Genomic DNA, 13990 nt, shown 5'->3' with positions numbered 1-13990 from the left:
CGGAGCGGCGCTCCGCCGACAACGCCTGGAGGGGGAGAGGGCGGCTCAGAACTTCGCCTGCATCCCCACCCGCAGGGTACGCCCGGGCGCGGGCATGAAACTCTGTGCCAGCGGGTCGAGGTAATAGCGGTCGGTGAGGTTCTGCAGCGAGGCATTCAGTTCGGTGTGCTCGAACAGCTTGTACTTGAGGAACAGGTCGAACAACTGCACCGAGCGGTACTCGATCTGCGGTGTGGTGGCGCCGACCTGCCAGGGCTTGTCCGCCGTGGCGGTGGGGCCGGAGGTATAGGTCATGCGCCCGCCCAGGGTCAGGGCCTGGTCGAAGAAGCGCAGGCCGGCGGTCAGGTTGGTCGCCAGCCGCGGCGGGTTCTGCGTGTTGGTATAGGAGCCCATGAAGCTGCCCGGTGTGCAGTTCGGCGTGTTCTCGGTGCGCTGGTAGCGGTTGGCGCCGGCGCGCAGCCTGGCGGCGAAGGCGGCGTCGCAGGTCTCGGTCTTCAGGTAGTAGGTCGCCGACAGGTCGGCGAACACCCGCCCTGCGTCGTAGTGCGATTGCAGTTCGAGACCGCTGGTGCGGTAGCTGTCGGTGTTGCTGAAGGTCATCAGGCCCATCTGGCCCGGATCGTAATAGCGGGTGATGTAGTTCTTGATGGTGTTGTTGAAGTAGGCCAGCTTGATCGCCGCCGAGTCGCCGTCGGCCAACAGGCTGTCGCGCAGCGCGCTGGCACCGATCTCCCAGCTGCGCGAACGCTCGGGCTTGAGGTCCTTGCCCGGCTCGACCTGGAGAGTGCCCTGGCTGGTCTCGAACAGCGACGGCAGGCGCAGGCCTTCGGTGTAGGAGGCGTAGACGAAGGTATCCGGGGCCAGCTCGAAATTGATCCCGAATGCCGGCGAGAAACCGCCGCCGCGGCTGCTGCCCTTCTTGCTGTAGTTGTAGCCGGTGACCACGTTGGTGACCCGCGAGGGATGGACCGTCACGTTGGCCGGGCCGAACTCGTCGAAGGGAATGCCTTCGAACGGATTGTTGGTGTTGTTGGTGACGATGCCGTTGTTGAGGCGCGGATCGGTGGCGTCGGTGTACTGGCCGTTCTGGTCGGGGAACCACATCATCGAGCCGTAGTAGCCGGGCCTGCTCACCGTGATGAAGCGCATGTCGCGATCCTCGCGCCGCGGCGAGGCGGAGATGCCGTTGTCCTTGCTGTTGAAGTGGCTGTAGCGGCCGCCGCCCCATAGCGTCAGGCGCTCGACCGGCTTGAACTCGAGCTTGCCGTTGAGGCCGTATTCCTGGCGGGTGGCGTCCCTCAGGGTGCGGTTGGCGTTGATGTCGTGGAGGGTGGTGACCACGCTTTTCTGCGGCTGGATGTCTTCGACCTGGAACGAGCCGCCGAGGTCGAGCTTGAAATCGCCGAAGTCGGTTTCGAAGCGCGCCACGTTGTTCAGGTCGCCGCCGATGCGCCGGTTGTCCTGGCGCGTCCAGTTGCGATCGGAGCGATAGGCCTGGGAGCGCGGCGCCAGCACCGAGGTCAGCATGTCGCTCTTCGCCTCGGTCATCCACAGTCCGGTGCTGAGGTCCACCAGCGGATTGTTCTCGGGCAGGTAACGGTAGCGTGCGGTGTAGGTGTCGATCTTCACTTCGCTCAATGGGTACTGGTAGATGCCGGCGGTGCCGAAACGGAAGATGTCCGACGGCATGATCTCCCCGGTGCGCCCGTCGTAGCGACGATAGCCGAGGTCCAGGGTGTGCTCGTCGGCGATGCGCCAGGTCGCCTTGAGCAGGTAGGACTCGGTCTCCGACGACGAGTTGAGCACTTCCTCTCCCGCGTTGTAGACCTTGGCTACGCTGCTTTCCTCGCGACCGTAGCGGTTGTAGACGCGATAGCGGTCCTGGCCTTTCTTGCCGGAAAAGTAGTTGCCCTGGTTGCGCTGCGCATAGGCGGCGACCAGGTCCAGATGCTCGTTGCGGTAGGCGAAGGCGGCGCTGCCGGACTTGGCCTGGGAGCCGAACAGGCTGCCGCGGTCATCGTGCGGCACGCTGCTGAGATTCTCGGTCTTCGAACTGGCGCTGCGGTGCTGCGGGGCGACGCCGTTGTTCCAGACGTCGCCGGTGAAGCGCACGCCGAGGTCCTTGCCGTCGACCAGGATGTCCTTGACGCCGATGGTGCGCATTTCCACGCTGCCGCCGATCGCGCCCGAGCGGGTCGAGGGACCCTTGTCGACGGTCACGCTGCTGACCAGGTCGGGATCGATGTAGCTGCGCTGCTGGGTGCCGGCGTAGCCGCGGTAGACGTCCAGCGCCTGCTCCGCGCCGTCGACCCGCACCGCCACCCGGCTCTGCCCCTGGATGCCGCGGATGTTGACGTCCAGCGCGCCACCGTTGCGGCTGTCGCCGACCTGTACGCCCGGGATGCCCTGGAGCAGGTCACCCACGGAAACCCGGCCGAAGCGGTCGATGTCTTCGCTGGAGAGGTACACCGACGAGCGCGGCGCGGTATAGGTTTCCTTCTGCGGATCGGCCAGCTCGGCGGCCGAGACCACCACCGGCGACAGGTCGGCCGGGGCTTCTCCGGACATGCGCGGCTCGACCAGCAGGTAGGCGCCGGAGGTTCCCGCCGCGACCTGCAGGCCGGTGTTCGACAGGACTCGCTGCAAGCCTTCCAGTACGCTGTAGCGACCCTTGAGCGCCGGCGCCGTGCGGCCGCGGGTCAGCTCGGGGTCGAAGGACAGCAGCAGGCCCGACTGGCTGGCGAAGGCGCCCAGGGAGGCGCCCAGCGAACCCGCCGGGATGTCGTAGCTGCGCGGCGTGGCGTCGTCCAGGCGGGTAGCCGCGCTGTGCTGGCCGACGCTCTGCGCGTGGGCCAGGTCGCCGCCGAGCAGGCCGGCGCCGGCCGCCGACAGGCCGAGCAGGGCCCAGCGCAGGGCAAGGGTGAGCGGGGAGAGGCGCGACAAGGGGCGCGCCAGGCTGGGGATAGGGCGTTGTAGGGACATGACTTCTTCGCTCGCAGGGTTGGCGCCCGGCATTGCGGGCTCTCATTCCCTCTGTCGCACGAGATCGGAAAAGGGATATTTCGGGTTCGGCGGGCCGGACGGAAAGGGTCGCCGGCATTGTGGTCAACGCAAAATTAGTGATAATAGTTTTCATTTGCGATTGAATCCAGCTGACTATTCCGATGAATGCGCCTCCGATGAATGCGCCGAGTTCCTGCCTGTCCGCGGACCGCGACGGCGTCGCCACGCTCTACCGTGAAAACCATGCCTGGCTGCGCAACTGGCTGGCCTACCGACTCCGCTCCTGGGGACGCGGCGTGGCCGACGACCTGGCCCATGACACCTTCCTGCGCATTCTCGCCAGCCGCGACGGCGGCCAGCGTGAAGCGATCCGTCAGCCGCGCGCCTATCTCACCCGTATCGCCAACTGCGTGCTGGTCAGTTGGCGCCGTCGCCAATCGCTGGAACTTGCCTGGCTGGAGGCCCTGGCCACGCTGCCCGAGCCGTTGCAGCCGTCGCCGGAACAACAGAGCGTGATCGTCGAGACCCTGCACGAGATCGACGCGCTGCTCGACACCCTGCGCCCGCGGGTGAAACAGGCATTCCTGATGGCGACGCTGGACGGCATGAAGCAGAAGGACATCGCCCAGGCGCTGGGCGTCGCGCTGCCGACGGTGAAGAAGTTCATCCACCAGGCCTACGTGACCTGCCTGAGCCTGATGCCCGATGAATGACCGCGCTTCCCGCCGGGCGCCGCAGGCGGGCGATACGGAGCTTTCCGGGCCGCCGGCCGCCGAGGCGATCGCCCCGCAGGTGCTCAGGGAGACCGCCTCCTGGCTGCTGCTGATGCAGGAGGGGCCGCTGGCTCCGGCGCAGCAGGCCGAGCTGGAGTCCTGGCGCTCGCGCAGCCCCGAGCACCAGCGCGCCTGGCGGCGCGCCGAGCGTCTGCTGGCGAATATCGGTTCGCTGCCGCCGGCGCTGGCCCGGCGTGCGCTCGAGCGTCCGTCCGGCAGCGGCCGGCGCGCTGTCCTGCGCGGCCTCGCCCTGCTGCTCGGCGGCGCACCGCTGGTCTGGTGGGGATGGCGCGCGCAGGTCTGGCGCGACGGCTTCGGCGCCGACTACCTCACTGCCGTCGGCGAGCGGCGCGACCTGGTGCTGGAGGACGGCAGCCAGGTCGAGATGAACACCGACAGCGCGCTGGACGTGCGCTACGACGCCGGCCAGCGCCTGCTGCGCCTGTATCGCGGAGAGATCTACCTCCGCACCGCGGCGGATCGGCGCGAGCCGCCGCGGCCGTTCCTGGTGCGCACCGAACAGGGCCTGATGCGCGCGCTGGGTACCGCCTTCAGCGTCCGACGCGAGGGCGCAGAGACAGTGCTGGCGGTGTACGAAGGCGCGGTCCAGGTGCGTCCGGAGGGCGCCGCGAGCGCGGCGGATGGCCGGGTGATCGAGGCTGGCCAGCGGGTGCGCTTCGATCGCCAGCGGATCGGCCCCGTCGAGTCCGCCAGCGAGGCCGCGCTGGCCTGGCGCCAGGGCCTGCTGGTGGCCGACGACATGCCGCTGCGGCAGTGGGCGGGAGAACTGATGCGCTACGGCGGCGAGAGCATCGAGTGCGAGCCGTCGCTGGACCCGCTTCGTGTCTCCGGCACCTTTCCCGTCGACGACCTGCAGCTGGCCCTGGCGATGCTGGCACAGACCCATGGCCTGCGCCTCGTGCACCAAGGCCGACGGGTGCTGATCAGGCGCTGAGGGGAGGCGCGGCGGCTCAGCCGGCCAGCAACCAGACCCCGGCGCCCGCCGAGGCCAGCCCGGCGAGACGTACCAGGGGCGCGGCCGCCTGCGGCAGGAAGCGCACCAGCGCGTAGCCGGCGGCGTGCAGCGCGGCGGTGGCGGCGACGAAACCGAGCGCGTACAGCCAGGGGCTGGAGAGGGCCGGCAGCTCCAGGCCGTGGGCGACCCCGTGGGCCAGGGCGAACAGCGCGGTGGCGGCCATCGCCAGCGGCAGCGGCGGGCGCACGGCGAGGGCCACGCAGAGGCCGAGGGCGAGTACCGAGGCGGCGATGCCGGTTTCCATGAATGGCAGTTGCAGGCCCTCGAAGCCGAGCAGCCCGCCGACCAGCATGGTGCCGACGAAGGTGCAGGGCAGGGCGAGGCGCGCGGCTCCCTGTTGCTGGGCGGCCCAGAGGCCGACGGCGAACATCGCCAGCAGGTGGTCGAGGCCGGTGAGCGGATGGGCGAGGCCGGCGACCAGGCCGTGTTCGCCGTGGCCGGGGTGGGCGAAGGCCAGCGCCGGCGCGGCGAGCAGGGCGAGGGCGGCGAGCAGCTTGGGCAGTTTCATTGGCGGTTCCTTGTCGTTGCGAAGTGGCGTCAGGCGGCGGTCAGCAGGCCCTGGCGCTCGATGAAGGCGATGATTTCGTCCAGCCCCTGGCCGGTCTTCTGGTTGCTGAACACGAACGGCTTGTCGCCGCGCATGCGCCGGGCGTCCCGGTCCATCACATCGAGGGAGGCGCCGACCAGCGGCGCCAGGTCGATCTTGTTGATCACCAGCAGGTCCGACTTGCAGATGCCGGGGCCGCCCTTGCGCGGGATCTTGTCGCCGGCGGAAACGTCGATCACGTAGAGGGTCAGGTCGGACAGCTCGGGGCTGAAGGTGGCCGACAGGTTGTCGCCGCCGGATTCCACCAGGATCAGTTCGAGGCCGGGGAAGCGCCGGTTGAGCTGGTCCACCGCCTCCAGGTTGATCGAGGCGTCCTCGCGGATCGCCGTGTGCGGGCAGCCGCCGGTTTCCACGCCGATGATCCGCTCGGGGGCGAGGGCCTCGTTGCGCACCAGGAACTCCGCGTCTTCCTGGGTATAGATGTCGTTGGTGACCACCGCGAGGTTGTAGCGCTCGCGCAGTTCGCGACACAGGGCCAGGGTCAGGGCGGTCTTGCCGGAGCCCACCGGACCGCCGATGCCGACACGCAGGGGTTGGGATGTCATGGGGTTTCTCCTAGGAACGGAACAGACGGCTGTACTGGGTTTCGTGGGTCATGCTGGCCAGCGCCAGACCGAACGCGGCGCTGCCCTCGACGGCGGGCCGCCGCAGCGCCTCGGCGCAGGCGCGGTCGAGTTCCGGCAGCAGGCTGGAAGCAAGTTTCTGCGCGGCCAGTTGGCCGAGCGGCAGGGTTTTCATCAGCACCGCCAACTGGTTTTCCAGCCAGCTCCAGAACCAGGCACTCAGCGCCTCCTCGGCGTCCAGGCGCCAGGCGCGCGCGGCCATCGCCCAGGCGGCGGCGAGATTGGGCGGGTCCTGGCGCGCCAGCCAGGCGCGGCCGGGAGCGTCGAGCTCGGGCAGGGCTTCCAGCAATTGGTGCAGGGAAAAGCCCATCTGCCGGCTCTCCTGGGCCAGCTCGCGGGTCTCGCGGCTGGCCCTATGGCGTTCGCTGGCCGCATCGCAGGCGGCCCAGTCGCCGATCAGCGCGGCGCGCAGCAGGCCGGCCAGCAGCGGCGCCTCGAAGCGCGCCAGGTTCAGTTGCAGCTGGTCGACCAGCCAGGTCCGCGCGCTCTCGGCGTCGCGCACCCAGCCATTGTCGAGGGCCGCCTCCAGGCCCTGGGAATAGCTGTATCCGCCGATCGGCAACTGCGAGCTGGCCAGGCGCAGGCGCGCCCAGATGCTGTTCACCGGCGCACGCCGAACTGGTGCAGGCGCGGCGCGTAGTTGAACTCCGCCTCGCCATGGTGCGAGTGGTGGTGGCCTCCGCCGTAGGCACCGTGCTCCGGCTGGAACGGCGCCTCGATGGCCTCCACCGTGGCGCCGAGCTGTTCGAGCATGGCTTTCAGCACGTAGTCGTCGAGCAGGCGCAGCCAGCCGTCGCCGACCTGCAGGGCGACGTGACGGTTGCCCAGGTGGTAGGCGGCTCGGGTCAGTTCCAGCGGGCTGGCGCAGGTGACGTGGAGCAGACGTTCGGAGCGGGCGACGACCCGCACCAGGCGACCGTCGCGGGCCTCCAGGCAGTCGCCGTCGGCCAGCGGAGGCTGGCCGCGCTCGAGGAACAGGCCGACCTCCTCGCCGCTCGCCGCGAAGCAGCGCAGGCGGCTCTTGCTGCGCGCCTCGTAGGTCAGGTGGAGTTCTTCGTCCCAGCGGGGCGAGCGGGCGGGCAGGCGTTGGTGGATGACCAGCATGGGCAGTTTCCGCAATGCGACAGGAAAGGGATCACAACAAGCACCAGCAAGGGCCTTGCCAGGTCGATGCGGGACGCCTGTACCGGGAAAACGGGGCCATAGGGATGTAACAAAATATTGCAGCGCGCCAGGTTGGTGCGCAACGACTTTTTTGCCGCACCGGAAAGGTGCGCGCGCGTCTAGTCCGCGGACGAACGCCGAGCCGGAGGTCCGCTGGGGAGGTGCGGGGTCAGCCGGGCAGGCCGTGCCAGTGCTTGCCGCCGATCATGATGAAACGCAGCTGGTGGGTGATCTTCGCGGCCGGCATCAGGTGCGGCGGCAGATCGGCGGCGGGTGGGTCGATCAGCTCCGGAAGGGTGGCGAAGACAGTCTTCACCACCAGGTCGGCGAACACGTCGAGGGCCGCGCCGTCGAGGTGCGGCATCTTGTTCAGCAGCGCCAGGTCGGCGGCCAGATCGTCGGTGATGCGCTGGCGCAGGCTGGCGATGGCCTGGCGGATCGGCAACGAGCCGCCGTATTGCTCGCGGGCGAGGAAGAGGAATTGCGAGCGGTTGGCGCCGACCGCGTCGAGGAAGATGCGCACCGAGGCGTCGATCAGCCCGCCCAGTTCGAACTCGTTGCGGCGCACCGCGCGCAGGGTGGCGCGGAAGGTCTCGTCGACTTCGGCGACCAGCGCCAGGCCGAGCTGGTCCATGTCGCTGAAGTGCCGGTAGAAGCCGGCCGGGACGATGCCGGCGGCGCGCGTCACTTCGCGCAGGCTGAGGCTGCCGAAGCCGCGCCCGCTTTCCATCAGGTGGCGCGCGGCGCTCATCAGCGCGTGGCGGGTCTGCTGTTTCTGTTCGGCGCGGGGTGAGGACATACGGCTTCCTTTGGCGGACCGGCGACTGTAGCAAAAGCCCTGCGACCCGGTCGAACCGGGGACGGCAGCGGTCGAAGGATACATCAGTGAACGCTTGTTGACTCGATTGCGCGGAACGGGCAAAGTTTTGTGAACGATCGTTCACTGAAATATTTTCCATGGCCTTGCTTCCCCTCGCGCTCCTGACCCCTTTGCTCGCACCCCTGCGCCGTCTCGCCGCCCGTGGGTGGCTGCGTGAGGCCGATGTCGACGGCCTGCTGCGCCACGCCCATCCGCTGGCGTCGTTGAACCGCCACTATGCGCGGGTCGAGGCACGCTACTGGGTGGCCGACGATATGCTCGCCCTGGCCCTGCGTACCGCCCCCGGCTGGCCGCCGGCGCGGCCGGGCCAGCACATCCAGCTGCTGGCGGAGCGCGACGGGGTGCGGGTCGGGCGCAGCTACAGCCTGACCCGGGTGGTCGGCGAGCGCCTGGAAATCGCCGTCAAGCGTCACCCGGACGGGCTGCTCTCGCCCTGGTTGTGCGAACACCTGGCGGTCGGCCAGCGTGTCGAGTTGCAACCCGCGCAAGGCGATCTGCGCTGGCCGATGCAGGCCGAGGCGGTCTGCCTGCTGGCCGCCGGCAGCGGCCTGACGCCCTTGCTCGGCCTGCTCCGCGAGGCGCTGGAGAACGGCTATCGCGGTCCCGTGCTGTGGCTGCACTACGTCCGTCATCCCGGCCAGCGCGCCTGGCTCGGCGAGCTGGAGGCGCTGGCGGCGCGCCACCCGAACCTGGAGTTGCGCTGGAGCCTGACCCGCGGGGCGCGGGCCGATGGCTGCCTGGAGGGGCATTTCCAGCCGCGCCACCTGGACGGCTGGGCAGCCGACCTGGCACGCAGCCAGGCCCTGGCCTGCGGGCCGGCGGCTTTCGTCGAGGCGGTGGGCGAGCAACTGGGGGCACGCTTCGCCGGCTTGCAGACGGAATCCTTCAGCGTCCCGCGCTGGCGCAGCGGGGAGGCGCCGCGCGAAGTGCGCCTGCGCTTCGCCCGGTCGCAGCGGGAAGTCTCCGGCGACAGCGCCGCCAGCCTGCTGGAACAGGCCGAGGCCCACGGCCTGCGCCCGGCCCACGGTTGCCGCCAGGGCATCTGCGCCAGTTGCACCTGCGTCCTGCTCAGCGGCTGCGTGCGCGACCTGCGCAGCGGCGCGCTGTGCAGCGAGCCCGGCCAGCCTATCCGCCTCTGCGTCAGCGCCGCCCACGGCGACCTGGCGCTGGACCTGTGAACCGACCTGCGAGCCCTGCGATGCGCGACGACCGCGAACTGACCCCGGAACAACTGGCGGCCTTCGGCGCCGAACTCGATGCCCTGCACCTGCGTACCCTGGCCGATCTCGGCGCGGACGACGCGCGCTACATCCGCCGGGTCCGCGCGGCGGTGCGCGTCTGCTGCTGGAGCGGCAGGGCGCTGCTGATGTTCGGCTGGCTGCCGCCGACCTGGCTGCTCGGCAGCCTGCTTCTCGGCCTGGGCAAGATCCTCGAGAACATGGAGCTGGGCCACAACGTCATGCACGGCCAGTACGACTGGATGAACGATCCGGAATTCGCCGGCCGCGCCTACGAGTGGGACATCGCCGGGCCGTCCGACTTCTGGCGGCACACCCACAACCATATCCACCACACCTACACCAACGTGCTGGGCAAGGACGACGACGTCGGCTATGGGGTCGTGCGCCTGTTCCCGGAGCAGCGCTGGAAGCCGTTCTACCGCTGGCAACCGCTGTGGGTGACGCTGCAGGCGCTGCTGTTCCAGTACGCGGTGGCGATCCAGCATCTGCGCCTGGACAAGTACGCCAAGGGGCGCCTGGACAAGGCCGAACTCATGCCGCTGCTACGCCGCCTGCGTGCCAAGCTGGGTCGCCAGTGGACCAAGGACTACCTGCTGTTCCCGCTTCTCGGCCTGTTCGCCGGCGGCTTCGGCGCGGTGTTCGTCGGTAACCTGCTGGCCAACGTGCTGCGCAACCTGTGGACCTTCACGGTGATCTTCTGCGGCCACTTCACCGAGAAGGCGGTGGTCTTCCCGCCCTCGGTGCTGGAGGGAGAGACCCGTGGCCACTGGTACCTGCGCCAGTTGCGCGGCTCCAGCAACCTGGAGGGCGGGCCGCTGTTCCACATCCTGACCGGCAACCTCAGCCACCAGATCGAGCACCACCTCTACCCGGACCTGCCGGCGCGTCGCTACGCCGCGTTGTCCCGCGAGGTCCGCGAAATCGCCCGGCGCTACGGGCAGACCTACAACAGCGGACGCCTGGGACGGCAATTCCTCACTGTCTTGCGGCGCATCTGGGTATATCGGCTGCCGCCGCGCGAGCCCCTCCCGGCGGGGCGCGGCTGAGCCGACGGAACGCTCGCGGCGCCCGTGGCGGGGCCGCTCCGGAGCGGGGATAATGCCGCCCTGTGCACCGCGACGTGGCTTCCGGCCGCCGCGTGGCGTCGGAGTCTCGCCGAACGCAGGACGGCCTGCGCCCGCGATCGGCCAGCAGCGTCGATCCTTCCCGAATCTAACAATGCTCGGCGGATGCCGGCCGTGGGGCCCGTCCGTCCAGGAACCGTCATGTTCAGCCCGCTCGTCACCTTTCCCGCGCTCTACACCGCCACCCTGCTCATGCTGGCCGGCTCCGGCCTGTTCACCACCTACATCGGCCTGCGCCTGACCCAGGAAGGCGCAGGCGACCTGTGGGTCGGCGGGCTGATGGCGTCCTACTATTTCGGCCTGGTCTGCGGTGGAAAATTCGGACACAAGCTGATCGCCAGCTTCGGCCATATCCGTTCCTACGTGGCTTGCGCCGGGATTGCCACCGTGACCGTGCTGCTGCATGCCCTGGTCGATCAGCTGGAAGTCTGGCTGCTGCTGCGCTTCATCACCGGCGCGGTGATGATGAACCAGTACATGGTGATCGAGAGCTGGCTCAACGAGCAGGCCGAGAGCCACCAGCGCGGCAAGGTGTTCGCCGGCTACATGGTCGCCGTCGACCTTGGCCTGGTGCTCGGCCAGGGCCTGCTGGCGCTGAGCCCGACCCTCGACTACAAGCCGCTGCTGCTGGTCGCCATCTGCTTCGCCTCGTGCCTGATCCCGCTGGCCATGACCCGGCGCGTGCACCCGGCCAAGCTGGTCGCCGCGCCGCTGGAAGTGCGTTTCTTCTGGCAGCGCGTGCCGCAGGCGCTGGGCACCATCTTCATCGCCGGCCTGATGGTCGGCGCCTTCTACGGCCTGGCGCCGGTCTACGCCAACCGCAACGGCCTGGATGCCTCGCAATCGAGTTTCTTCGTCGGCATGTGCATCGTCGCCGGCTTCTGTGCGCAGTGGCCGCTGGGCTGGCTGTCCGACCGCCTCGACCGCAGTTGGCTGATCCGCGGCAATGCGGTGCTGCTGTGCCTGGCCTCGATCCCGATGTGGGGGCTGGTGACGCTGCCGTACTGGTTGCTGCTGGCCAACGGGTTCGTTACCGGCATGCTGCTGTTCACCCTTTATCCGCTGGCGGTGGCGCTGGCCAACGACCACGTCGAGCAGCCGCGCCGGGTCGCGTTGTCGGCGATGCTCCTGACCACCTACGGGGTCGGCGCCTGTATCGGTCCGCTGGTGGCCGGCGCGCTGATGCGCCACTTCGGTCCGGGACTGTTCTACATGCTGGTGTCCGGCTACGCGGTGCTGCTGGTGTTCTGGGTGCAGCCCAAGCGCGTCACCGGCGAACACCGGGTCGACGAGGCGCCGCTGCAACACGTGGCGATGCCGGACACGGTCAGCCCGATGGCCGCCACCCTCGACCCGCGCGTCGAGGAAGTGCCGGAGGAGCTGGTGGTGGAGGCGCCGGCGAATATCGGCCGCTCCGACGGCGAGCCGGACGCCGGCGAGAAACCCGCTCAGTCCTGAGCCGGGAACGCCAGGTCGAAGCGGATGCGTCCCGGAGCCGGTGCACTCGCTTCGGCGCGGCCGCCGTGCAGGCGCATGATCGCCTGGGCGATGGCCAGGCCGAGACCGCTGGACTGGGCGTCGCTGCGCGCGGCGTCGCCACGGTAGAAGCGGTCGAACAGGCGCGACAGCGGCTCGGCCGGCAGCCTGTCGCAGGCGTTCTCCACGCTCAGCAGGAATTCCCCCGAGCGGCGCAGGCCGCGCACTTCGATCAGGCTGTCGGCGCTGGCGTAGCGGATGGCGTTGGCCAGCAGGTTGCTCAGCGCCCGGCGGAACAGTTGCGGATCGGCGCGTAGCTGGCCGCTGACCTGGATGTCGAGGCTCAGCCCACGTTCCTCGGCCAGCCCTTCGAAATACTCCGCCTGGCGCCGCAGTTCTTCGCCCAGGTCCAGGCGGCTGCGCTCCACCGCTGCCCGCACGTCGTCGGCGCGAGCGAGGAACAGGATGCTCTCGACCATCCGCGCGATGCGCTCCAGCTCTTCCTGGTTGGAGGCGATCAGCGCCTGGTACTCCTCGTTGCTGCGCGGCTGGCGCAGGGCCACCTGGCCGTGGCCCATCAGCGAACCGATGGGCGTGCGGATCTCATGGGCGAGGTCGGCGGAGAACTGCTGCAGGCGCTGGTAGCCGTCGTCGAGGCGTTCGAGCATGGCGTTGAACGACTGTGCCACCTGCTGCAACTCGGCAGGCGCGGCGGCGACGTCGAGGCGGGTATCCAGGCTGGTCGGATGGATCTCCGCCGCCTTCGCCGCCAGCGTGCGCAGCGGGCGCAGGCCGTGGCGCAGGACCAGCCAGCCGAGCAGGGCGGTGCCGAGGAACGCCAGCAGCACGGCGGCGATGACCCGGTCGCGGTACTGGGCGAGCATCCGCGTCTCGCCCAGCAGCAGGTGCGCGGCGGTGATCTGCAACGGCTCGCGGCCGCCGACCAGGACCTCGGCGGCGAGCACGCGCATCGGGATGCCGTCGTGGGTCAGCGCGGCGTGCACGACGGACGGATTCAACGCCTGGCCGGCGGCGACCACCCGTAGCGACGGCAGGCGTTCGTGGCGCGGGTTGACCGCGACGATCGGCGCCTCGCCGGGCTGACCGAGGAGCAGGATGTCCTGCTCGTTGCCGAGCATGTTCTCGAACAGACGCGGGCGCGCCTTCAGCTCGGCCAGGGTGAGGTTGTCGCGCAGCAGGTTGCGGAAGTGCTCGACCCGGCCGGCGACCATCACGTCGCTGCGCCGCAGCATCGCCTCTTCCACCGAGCGGTACAGGTAGAAGCCGACCGCGCTGACCACCAGCGCCGCCACCGCGGCGAACAGCAGCGCCGCGTAGAGGGTCAGGGAGCGGCGGGCGGGCACGGGCGCTCCTCGCAGACGTAACCGATGCCGCGCACGGTATGGATCAGCTTGTTCGGGAAGGGATTGTCGACCTTGGCGCGCAGGCGCTTGATCGCCACGTCGACGACGTTGGTGTCGCTGTCGAAGTTCATGTCCCAGACCTCCGAGGCGATCAGGGTGCGCGACAGCACCTCGCCCTCGCGGCGCATCAGCAGGTGCAGGAGGGCGAACTCCTTGTTGGTCAGGGCGATCACCTGCCCCTGGCGGCTGACCTTGCGCCGCAGCACGTCCAGCTGCAGATCGGCCAGTTGCACCTGCTCTGCCTCGCGGACCACGCCGCGGCGCAGCAGGGTACGGATACGCAGCAGCAACTCGGTGAAGGAGAAGGGTTTCACCAGGTAGTCGTCGGCACCCAGTTCGAGGCCGCGGATACGGTCTTGCAGCTGGTCGCGGGCGGTGAGGAAGAGCACCGGCACATCGTGCTTCTTGCGCAGCACTTCCATGATCTGCCAACCGTCCAGGCCGGGCAGCATCACGTCGAGGACCACCAGGTCGTAGCGGTTCTCCAGCGCCAGGTAGAGACCGTCGGCGCCGTGCTGCGACCAGTCGACCGCATAGCCCGACTCGCCGAGGCCCTTCTTCAGGTACTCGCCGGTCTTCGTATCGTCTTCGATCACCAGGATGCGCATGTCTCGTTCCCCCTCGTTCGCCGCCATTCTA

13 protein-coding genes are annotated in these 13990 nt (G+C 69.3%); 5 read left to right on the top strand and 8 right to left on the bottom strand.

Going from position 1 to position 13990, the window contains the following annotated elements:
* Window positions 1–45 precede the first annotated feature (45 nt).
* Window positions 46–2982, bottom strand: a complete 2937-nt coding sequence (locus tag ACM0M4_RS27495; protein WP_079867662.1) for a TonB-dependent receptor — start codon at window positions 2980–2982, stop codon at window positions 46–48.
* A gap of 197 nt (window positions 2983–3179) precedes the next feature.
* Here ACM0M4_RS27495 and ACM0M4_RS27490 point away from each other — a divergent pair, with 197 nt between their 5' ends.
* Both ACM0M4_RS27490 and ACM0M4_RS27485 read left to right on the top strand, forming a co-directional pair.
* Complete coding sequence (locus ACM0M4_RS27490; RefSeq protein ID WP_003112302.1) at window positions 3180–3716, top strand: sigma-70 family RNA polymerase sigma factor; 537 nt, start codon at window positions 3180–3182, stop codon at window positions 3714–3716.
* Window positions 3709–4731, top strand: coding sequence for a FecR family protein (locus ACM0M4_RS27485; RefSeq protein ID WP_054375809.1), 1023 nt, complete (start codon window positions 3709–3711; stop codon window positions 4729–4731). Before ACM0M4_RS27490 ends, ACM0M4_RS27485 begins: the two co-directional genes overlap by 8 nt.
* Before the next feature lie 16 nt (window positions 4732–4747).
* On the opposite strand, the gene ACM0M4_RS27480 is transcribed toward ACM0M4_RS27485, so the two are convergent.
* From ACM0M4_RS27480 to desT, 5 genes are all read right to left on the bottom strand, one after another.
* Window positions 4748–5320 carry a HupE/UreJ family protein gene (locus ACM0M4_RS27480; RefSeq protein WP_003116120.1) on the bottom strand — a complete coding sequence of 191 codons (573 nt, stop codon included), beginning with the start codon at window positions 5318–5320 and terminating at the stop codon, window positions 4748–4750.
* A 29-nt stretch (window positions 5321–5349) separates the two neighbouring features.
* On the bottom strand, window positions 5350–5964 hold the full coding sequence (gene ureG / locus ACM0M4_RS27475; RefSeq protein ID WP_003095530.1) for an urease accessory protein UreG: 615 nt from the start codon (window positions 5962–5964) through the stop codon (window positions 5350–5352).
* Window positions 5965–5974: 10 nt separating this feature from the next.
* On the bottom strand, window positions 5975–6646 hold the full coding sequence (locus ACM0M4_RS27470; protein ID WP_003095528.1) for an urease accessory protein UreF: 672 nt from the start codon (window positions 6644–6646) through the stop codon (window positions 5975–5977).
* Window positions 6643–7146, bottom strand: coding sequence for an urease accessory protein UreE (ureE, locus tag ACM0M4_RS27465; protein ID WP_003095526.1), 504 nt, complete (start codon window positions 7144–7146; stop codon window positions 6643–6645). The genes ACM0M4_RS27470 and ureE overlap by 4 nt, the downstream gene beginning before the upstream one ends.
* Before the next feature lie 229 nt (window positions 7147–7375).
* Complete coding sequence (gene desT / locus ACM0M4_RS27460) at window positions 7376–8005, bottom strand: TetR family transcriptional regulator DesT (protein ID WP_003107570.1); 630 nt, start codon at window positions 8003–8005, stop codon at window positions 7376–7378.
* Between the two features lie 158 nt (window positions 8006–8163).
* Between desT and ACM0M4_RS27455 the strand changes: the two genes are divergently transcribed.
* The 3 genes from ACM0M4_RS27455 (at window position 8164) to ACM0M4_RS27445 (ending at window position 11909) form a co-directional block, all read left to right on the top strand.
* Window positions 8164–9264: a ferredoxin reductase gene (locus tag ACM0M4_RS27455; RefSeq protein ID WP_003123551.1), complete on the top strand. Its 1101-nt coding sequence runs from the start codon at window positions 8164–8166 to the stop codon at window positions 9262–9264.
* Window positions 9261–10373, top strand: coding sequence for a fatty acid desaturase DesB (gene desB, locus ACM0M4_RS27450; protein WP_004352579.1), 1113 nt, complete (start codon window positions 9261–9263; stop codon window positions 10371–10373). The genes ACM0M4_RS27455 and desB overlap by 4 nt, the downstream gene beginning before the upstream one ends.
* Window positions 10374–10592: 219 nt before the next feature.
* Window positions 10593–11909 carry an MFS transporter gene (locus tag ACM0M4_RS27445; RefSeq protein WP_003095519.1) on the top strand — a complete coding sequence of 439 codons (1317 nt, stop codon included), beginning with the start codon at window positions 10593–10595 and terminating at the stop codon, window positions 11907–11909.
* Here the strand turns inward: ACM0M4_RS27445 and ACM0M4_RS27440 are convergent.
* Both ACM0M4_RS27440 and ACM0M4_RS27435 read right to left on the bottom strand, forming a co-directional pair.
* Window positions 11900–13291: a heavy metal sensor histidine kinase gene (locus ACM0M4_RS27440; protein WP_034055304.1), complete on the bottom strand. Its 1392-nt coding sequence runs from the start codon at window positions 13289–13291 to the stop codon at window positions 11900–11902. The genes ACM0M4_RS27445 and ACM0M4_RS27440 overlap by 10 nt on opposite strands.
* The gene (locus ACM0M4_RS27435; RefSeq protein ID WP_003095515.1) at window positions 13270–13959 is read right to left on the bottom strand and encodes a heavy metal response regulator transcription factor; all 690 of its coding nucleotides are present in this window, start codon (window positions 13957–13959) and stop codon (window positions 13270–13272) included. The genes ACM0M4_RS27440 and ACM0M4_RS27435 overlap by 22 nt, the downstream gene beginning before the upstream one ends.
* Between the last annotated feature and the right edge of the window lie 31 nt (window positions 13960–13990).

Origin of the sequence: Pseudomonas sp. 18-147, assembly GCF_051048045.1 — a bacterium.
Classification (GTDB): Bacteria; Pseudomonadota; Gammaproteobacteria; order Pseudomonadales; family Pseudomonadaceae; genus Pseudomonas; species Pseudomonas aeruginosa.
This window is presented reverse-complemented; position numbering and strand designations above follow the sequence as displayed.

Coding starts and splice junctions, on each gene's coding strand:
- ACM0M4_RS27495 (WP_079867662.1), bottom strand. CDS start 2,982: ATGTCCCTACAACGCCCTATCCCCAGCCTGGCGCGCCCCTTGTCGCGC.
- ACM0M4_RS27490 (WP_003112302.1), top strand. CDS start 3,180: ATGAATGCGCCGAGTTCCTGCCTGTCCGCGGACCGCGACGGCGTCGCC.
- ACM0M4_RS27485 (WP_054375809.1), top strand. CDS start 3,709: ATGAATGACCGCGCTTCCCGCCGGGCGCCGCAGGCGGGCGATACGGAG.
- ACM0M4_RS27480 (WP_003116120.1), bottom strand. CDS start 5,320: ATGAAACTGCCCAAGCTGCTCGCCGCCCTCGCCCTGCTCGCCGCGCCG.
- ureG (WP_003095530.1), bottom strand. CDS start 5,964: ATGACATCCCAACCCCTGCGTGTCGGCATCGGCGGTCCGGTGGGCTCC.
- ureE (WP_003095526.1), bottom strand. CDS start 7,146: ATGCTGGTCATCCACCAACGCCTGCCCGCCCGCTCGCCCCGCTGGGAC.
- desT (WP_003107570.1), bottom strand. CDS start 8,005: ATGTCCTCACCCCGCGCCGAACAGAAACAGCAGACCCGCCACGCGCTG.
- ACM0M4_RS27455 (WP_003123551.1), top strand. CDS start 8,164: ATGGCCTTGCTTCCCCTCGCGCTCCTGACCCCTTTGCTCGCACCCCTG.
- ACM0M4_RS27445 (WP_003095519.1), top strand. CDS start 10,593: ATGTTCAGCCCGCTCGTCACCTTTCCCGCGCTCTACACCGCCACCCTG.
- ACM0M4_RS27435 (WP_003095515.1), bottom strand. CDS start 13,959: ATGCGCATCCTGGTGATCGAAGACGATACGAAGACCGGCGAGTACCTG.